The sequence below is a fragment of the Halorussus marinus genome, assembly GCF_004521895.1.
GTDB classification, from domain to species: Archaea; Halobacteriota; Halobacteria; order Halobacteriales; family Haladaptataceae; genus Halorussus; species Halorussus marinus.
Genome location: NZ_SBIR01000022.1, coordinates 1 through 5,345, shown reverse-complemented (window position 1 = coordinate 5,345; position 5,345 = coordinate 1). Strand labels below are relative to the sequence as shown.

Genomic DNA, 5,345 nt, shown 5'->3' with positions numbered 1-5,345 from the left:
GCAGGCGGCGAATCGAATTTCCCAGAGGGTCGCCCACTCCAGTACTCCTCGATACGCAGGCGGGCTTAACTTCCGTGTTCGGGATGGGTACGGGTGTCGCCCCGCCGCTCTGGCCGCCTTAACGCCGACTCGCGGAATCGAACCGCGATCAACTGACCACAGTCGGTGATTCGACGATTTCTAACAACCGTATGGTACGTGCAATCCAGTTTGCGCCTGGATCCGAGCAATCCGGATCCCAGTGCGAGTCAAATGAGTGTGTGGCTTTGACCTGTTAGTGCTCGCGGACTCAACGCCTCGTTGCCTCGGCGCGTACATCCCGAGTCTATCGAACTCGTCTTCTACGAGTGGTCTCAGTGGTATCTCTTTTCCAGGTGGGTTTCGAGCTTAGATGCGTTCAGCTCTTACCCCGTGTTGCGTGGCTGCCCGGCACGCGCCCTTTCGGACGACCGGTACACCAGTGGCAACCAATCGTAGTTCCTCTCGTACTATACGATCGTTCCCGTCAGATACCGTAACACCCCCAATAGATAGCAGCCGACCTGTCTCACGACGGTCTAAACCCAGCTCACGACCTCCTTTAATAGGCGAACAACCTCACCCTTGCCCGCTTCTGCACGGGCAGGATGGAGGGAACCGACATCGAGGTAGCAAGCCACTCGGTCGATATGTGCTCTTGCGAGTGACGACTCTGTTATCCCTAAGGTAGCTTTTCTGTCATCTATCGCCCGCATCAAGCAGGCTGATAGGTTCGCTAGACCACGCTTTCGCGTCAGCGTCCCGCGTTGTGAAGGACACTGTCAGACTCTCTTATGCTCTTGCGCTCTAGTCCGCGTTTCTGACACGGATGAGAGAATCTTGGGGCACGCTCGATATCTTTTCGAGCGTGTACCGCCCCAGTCAAACTGCCCGGCTACCGGTGTCCTCCTCCCGGAGTGAGAGTCACAGTCACTAACGGGTAGTATTTCAATGCTGGCTGGGTGGCCCGCTGGCGCGGGTACCTCTGTAACGCCTCCTACCTATGCTGCACATTAGCGACCGTGTCTCAGCGACAGCCTGCAGTAAAGCTCTATAGGGTCTTCGCTTCCCCTTGGGGGTCTCCAGACTCCGCACTGGAACGTACAGTTCACCGGGCCCAACGTTGGGACAGTGACGCTCTCGTTGATCCATTCATGCAAGCCGCTACTGAAGCGGCAAGGTACTACGCTACCTTAAGAGGGTCATAGTTACCCCCGCCGTTAACAGGTCCTTCGCCCCGTTGTACCGGGTGTTCAGATACCTGCACTGGGCAGGATTCAGTGACCGTACGAGTCCTTACGGATTTGCGGTCACCTATGTTGTTACTAGACAGTCGGAGCGTCCGAGTCACTGCGACCTGCCTCGAAAGAGGCAGGCATCCCTTATCGCGAACTTACGGGACTAACTTGCCGAATTCCCTAACGTCGGTTGCTCCCGACAGACCTTGGCTTTCGCTGCCAGAGCACCTGTGTCGGATCTCGGTACGAACTCTCTGCTCCCTTTTCACGGGCCCTAGGTAACATCGACTTGCGCTGTCTCCGGCTTCGTTCGCTTCGTGCCATTACGGCTTCCACGGACTTCTCGGATTCGACCGGGCGAATGCCCGGTTCGATGGTTCCCAAGGCGTCGGTTTCACTGCAGAGAGGTACTGGAATATTAACCAGTTTCCCGTTTGTCTCGCTCGAATTGCGACGAGACTTAGGATCGACTAACCCTCGGCTGTTCAGCATTGCCGAGGAACCCTTGCTCATGAGGCCGTCGGGGGTCTAACCCGACTAACGCTGCTACTATGGCCAGGATTTTCGTGACCATTCGGTCCACGCGAACTCTCGTTCGAGCTTCCACCCAAATGGACTGCCAACCTACTCGATCACCTTGTGACGGGTGCGGCCAGGTCTCGGTGGCGGACTTGAGCCCCGATCATTTTAGGCGCCTCAAACCTCGGCCGGTAAGCTGTTACGCTTTTCTTAGAGGGTAGCTGCTTCTAAGCTCACCTCCCGGCTGTCTAGGGCTTGAGACCACCTTCGATCGCACTTAGTCCGCACTTGGGGACCTTAACCCGGCTGTGGGTTGTCTCCCTCACGGTGCACAGGCTTACCCCGCACACCGGATTCCCTGCGTCGGCGGCGTCCGTAGGTTTGGAGTTTGACAGGAGGGCCGACTTCTCTCGAAGTCGGCGCCTCCAATCGGTCGCTCTACCCCACGGACTACCTCAGCAGAGGTCATGCTTCGACATGTTTCGGTTGGAACCAGCTGTTGCCAGATTCGATGGGCCTTTCACCCCTATACGTAGATCACGAGAGGGTATTGTAGGACACCAACTCTAACAGGCCTCCACGTGCCTTTCGGTACGCTTCGCCTTGTCCACGCATAGATCATCTGGTTTCGGGTCGTGTCGGTTTGACTCCCCGCCCTTGAAGACGGTGGCCCTCGCCTAACGGCTGCGGCCATATTGGTTTCCCTGTGCCTGCCCGGATGCTCCGGTTAGACTCGCCAAACCAACACACTCCCTGGCTCGTTTTTCAAAACGTACGACAGAACACCGGCTTCCCGTGATTCCTACTAGAGGTTCGCACCTCGGTCGTTTTTCACGGGACCTTGTGAGCTCTGTCGCTCCATCGCCAACTGATTTCAGGCTCTATTGCACCTCCCTTTGTGGGGTGCTTTTCAGCGTTCGCTCGCGCTACTTGTTCGCTATCGGTCTCGAGACGTGTTTAGTCTTCGCGGTCGATGCCCGCGATCTTCACGAGGGATATCCAACCCCCGATACTCTGGAGCTGCCGCACGCTGTACTTGGCTTCGTTACGGGGCTTTCACCCTGTGTCGCGCTCTGTTCCAAGAGACTTCACGAGGCTGTTCGAGCGATGAGTGGCAGTCCGGACACCACATTGCCCGTGAGGGCTTCGGTTTGGACTGTGTCGCGTTCACTCGCGGTTACTGACGACATCCCGTTCGGTTTCTGTTCCTGTCGATACTGAGATGTTTCAATTCTCGACGTTCCCCATTGCGCTAGGCAATTGCTGTGGGGATTCCCATTCGGAGATCCTGAGTTCTTCGCCTCCGTGCGGCTTCCTCAGGCTTATCGCAGCTTGGCACGTCCTTTATCGGCGCTCGAGCCGAGCCATCCACCAGCTGGCACAGTAGCCACGCTGTTGGAATGAATTGCATCGCACTGTGACCCGGTTACTCGGATCCAGTGGACGCCTGGATTGCACGTACATACGGTTGTCATCGCCACGTCCCGGTGGTTGAGGGAGCGTGCGTCGAACCCTTCCTACCCGCGCTTTCACGGGGTAGTGCATCGGTCTTCGGATTAGAGCATTTCTCCGTCTCCTACTTAAGGGACACGGTTCGGCTCCAATCCGGGTATGGACCCACTGGGATTCGAACCCAGGGCATCCTCCTTGCAAAGGAGGCACTCTACCGCTGAGCTATGGGCCCCCTCCCCGGACGGGGAGGAACTACGTCAGCCCTGGCAGTTCGAAGGTGCCCGACCACCGAAGCGGTCGGAGTCGTCGAGGACCCCTCGGTGTCCACCGCTGGGGGTGGACGGGTGTGGGCCATCCGTGTGGATGGTCCCGGTCTGTAGGAGGTGATCCAGCCGCAGATTCCCCTACGGCTACCTTGTTACGACTTAAGCCCCCTTGCGAAGCCCAGATTCGACCTGGGAATCCAGGCCTCATCCGGACCTCACTCGGGTGCTTTGACGGGCGGTGTGTGCAAGGAGCAGGGACGTATTCACCGCGCTCTTCTGAAGCGCGATTACTACCGAATCCAGCTTCATGAGGGCGAATTTCAGCCCTCAATCCGAACTACGACCACGTTTCAGAGATTACCGTCCGCTTTCGGGGTTGGAACCCGTTGTCGTGGCCATTGTAGCCCGCGTGTAGCCCAGCTCATTCGGGGCATGCTGACCTACCGTTGCCCGTTCCTTCCTCCACGTTGGCCGTGGCGGTCTCCGTAATGTACCCAGCTACCACGAGGGTACTGCTGGCAATTAGGGATGCGGGTCTCGCTCGTTGCCTGACTTAACAGGATGCCTCACGGTACGAGCTGACGGCGGCCATGCACCTCCTCTCAGCAGGTCTGATAAGCTCATCACACTGATCGTCACTCCTGCTGTCGGAGCTGGTGAGATGTCCGGCGTTGAGTCCAATTAAACCGCAGGCTCCTCCGGTTGTAGTGCTCCCCCGCCAATTCCTTTAAGTTTCATCCTTGCGGACGTACTTCCCAGGCGGCTCGCTTCTCGTCTTCACTACAGCACAGCGCACACTCGTAGTGTGCGCCATACTTAGCGAGCATCGTTTACAGCTAGGACTACCCGGGTATCTAATCCGGTTCGTGACCCTAGCTTTCGTTCCTCACCGTCGGGTCCGTCTTCCTGAGGCGCTTTCGCCACCGGTGGTCCGTCCAGGATTACAGGATTTCACTCCTACCCCGGACGTACCCCTCAGGTCTTCCGGCCCCAAGCCAGGCAGTTTTCGCCGGACGCCCATCCGTTGAGCGGATGGATTTCCCGACGAACTTGGCTGGCTGGCTACGAACGCTTTAGGCCCAATAACAGCGGCCATCACTTGAGCTGCCGGTATTACCGCGGCGGCTGGCACCGGTCTTGCCCAGCTCTTATTCGTCGACCTTCTTACGGTCGAGAAAAGCGAGGACTATATGCCCTCGCACTCGGAGTCCCCTTATCGCACTCTCGTGCAGTGTAAAGGTTTCGCGCCTGCTGCGCCCCGTAGGGCCCGGTGTCTTGTCTCAGACACCGTCTCCGGGCTCTTGCTCTCACAACCCGTACCGATTATCGGCACGGTGGGCCGTTACCCCACCGTCTACCTAATCGGCCGCAGCCACATCCTATAGCGCGGGAGCGTTTGGTGCTTCGCTCACTCCAGAGCGGAAGCGGTATCCAGTATTAGCCTCAGTTTCCCGAGGTTATTCTGGTCTATAGGGTAGTTTGGCCACGTGTTACTGAGCTTTCTGCCACGAGTGTGAACTCGTGCGACTAGCATGGCTAAATCGGACTCCGATAGCAATGGCCTCCGGCAGGATCAACCGGAATGGTTGCCGAACCACGAAGGGTTCGGTGGGTCTCTGGCGGAAGCAACTGAATGCTAAATGTCCGTCAGTTCGACGACGCCAAACCAAATCGTTGGTCGGGTGTCACCGAACTGCCAGGGCTAACATCAGATCCCATCGTGTACGGCGGACCGCAGGGGTGGAATCCTCATTTCCTTCGGACCTGAACGTTTGCTTCGATCGGTCTTAAACCCATCGAAGCGAGTTCGGTCCGAGATCGCGACGCGAGTTGAACGCGTCCCGAATCACGT

At 57.7% G+C, this 5,345-nt stretch carries 1 tRNA gene and 3 rRNA genes; all 4 read right to left on the bottom strand.

Annotation, left to right across the window (positions count from 1 at the left end):
• Positions 1 to 121: ribosomal RNA gene (gene rrf, locus EPL04_RS18495) — 5S ribosomal RNA — on the bottom strand.
• Positions 122 to 255: 134 nt separating this feature from the next.
• Positions 256 to 3,171, bottom strand: a 23S ribosomal RNA gene (locus EPL04_RS18490).
• 216 nt (positions 3,172 to 3,387) lie between these two features.
• Positions 3,388 to 3,459 (bottom strand) — tRNA-Ala (locus tag EPL04_RS18485).
• Positions 3,460 to 3,605: 146 nt separating this feature from the next.
• Positions 3,606 to 5,077: ribosomal RNA gene (locus tag EPL04_RS18480) — 16S ribosomal RNA — on the bottom strand.
• Together the 16S, 23S and 5S rRNA genes with 1 tRNA gene alongside form the textbook arrangement of a ribosomal RNA operon.
• Positions 5,078 to 5,345: the final 268 nt, after the last annotated feature.